The following is a 1,461-nucleotide window of genomic DNA, read 5'->3' on the forward strand; positions in this document are numbered from 1 at the left end:
GTCATGAGTCATCCCGAATTTAACAAAGGCATGCAGGCGGAAACCTCCTGCGGTAGCATGTGGGTGCTGAACCAACCCTACCAAGGAGGTTTCCGATGGCTCATGATCACATAATCGCATCCCGTGCGCAAGCCCAAAGTGTGGTGGCACACACGCTGCGCTCGCACCTGATTCACTTTCTGCGGCCTGTCGCTGAGCGGTTGGCGGCGCACCTGGACATCCGCCTGGTGCAGACCGCGCTCGATCTGGTGCAGGTCATTCTGACCCATCGCCATCGTGCGCTGGGCTTGCTGCTCACTGAGCTGGGCGGCTATCTGCTCTCTCCTGCTCAAGCGCCAGCGGGCGCCAAACGGATCAGCAACCTGGTGCATGCTCCTGACTTCTCGGCCGATGACATCGGCGCTTTCTTGTGGCAGCAGGCCAGGGAGCGCGTGCAGGCACTTGAGGTTGCTGGCGAGGAGGTTTTGCTGGTCTGGGACGGCAGTGTCTGGGAAAAGCCTGAAAGCCAGGCCAACGCGGACTGGTGTGTGGTGCGCTCGGCCAAAGCCCGCCGCTTGTCGCGCCGCCGCAAGGGGATGACCATCCCGCACAAAGGGCCGCCGATTCTGGTGCCTGGTCTGCATTGGGAGGGGCTGCTCGTGGTCGGGATGGACGGGCCGCCGACCCTGGCGCACATGGAATGGTGGACGACGCGCGGCGAGCATGCCACCACGCAGCGCGCGGTCGATCAGGCACTGCTCGACCGCAGTGCAACGGCCTGGGGCAGGCGCGTGCGCCACATCTGGGATCGCGGCTATTGTGGCAGTGGCTGGATACAGGCCGCGCTGGCGGCAAACGTGCGCTTCGTGGTGCGCTGGAAGAAGGGCAACAAGCTGCTGGACAACTGGGGCGAGGAGCACAAAGCCTCGGCGATTGGGCGCGGCAAACGCTCGCAAAGCTATCGGTACCTGCGCGACACGCGTACCAAAGAGCTGATCAAGGTCGGCGTGGTGGTCATTCCGGTGACATTGCTCGACCATCCGCAGCCGCTCTGGCTGGTGATTGCGCGGCTGGGCAAGGGACGCGAGCCGTGGTATCTGCTGACGGCCGATCCAATCAGTGCACTCGCGGACGCGTGGGCACTCGTGCTGGCCTACGCGCGCAGATGGCAAATTGAGATGGTCTGGCGCTACAGCAAGAGCGAACTGGCGATGGAAAGTCCGCGAGTGTGGGCGTGGGATGTGCGCAAGAAGCTGTTGCTGTTGGCCACGCTGGCGTATGCGTTTCTGCTGCATCTGCTCAACCGATCCTTCGACGTGCTGCGCGCGTTGCTGTTACGGAACTGGTGCCATCGCACTGGCAAACGCTATCTGGAAGTGGCAGCGCCGCTCTACCGCTTGCGCTCGGCCATCAGCCGCCTCTGGCAAGCGGCGCCACCACCAGGCTACCATCTTCCTGTGTTAAATTCGGGATGACTCATGA

1 protein-coding gene is annotated in these 1,461 nt (G+C 63.0%); it reads left to right on the top strand.

Features of this window, described 5'->3' with window-relative positions; translation table 11 throughout:
• Window positions 1-95: 95 nt before the first annotated feature.
• Window positions 96-1,454: a transposase gene (locus VFQ05_07525; protein HET9326604.1), complete on the top strand. Its 1,359-nt coding sequence runs from the start codon at window positions 96-98 to the stop codon at window positions 1,452-1,454.
• The last annotated feature ends 7 nt before the right edge of the window (window positions 1,455-1,461 follow it).

The organism is Candidatus Eisenbacteria bacterium, from assembly GCA_035712145.1.
Taxonomy (GTDB): domain Bacteria; phylum Eisenbacteria; class RBG-16-71-46; order RBG-16-71-46; family RBG-16-71-46; genus DASTBI01.

Bases quoted from the DNA above. Each gene is read 5' to 3' on its own strand.
- VFQ05_07525 (HET9326604.1), top strand. From the start codon at position 96: ATGGCTCATGATCACATAATCGCATCCCGTGCGCAAGCCCAAAGTGTG.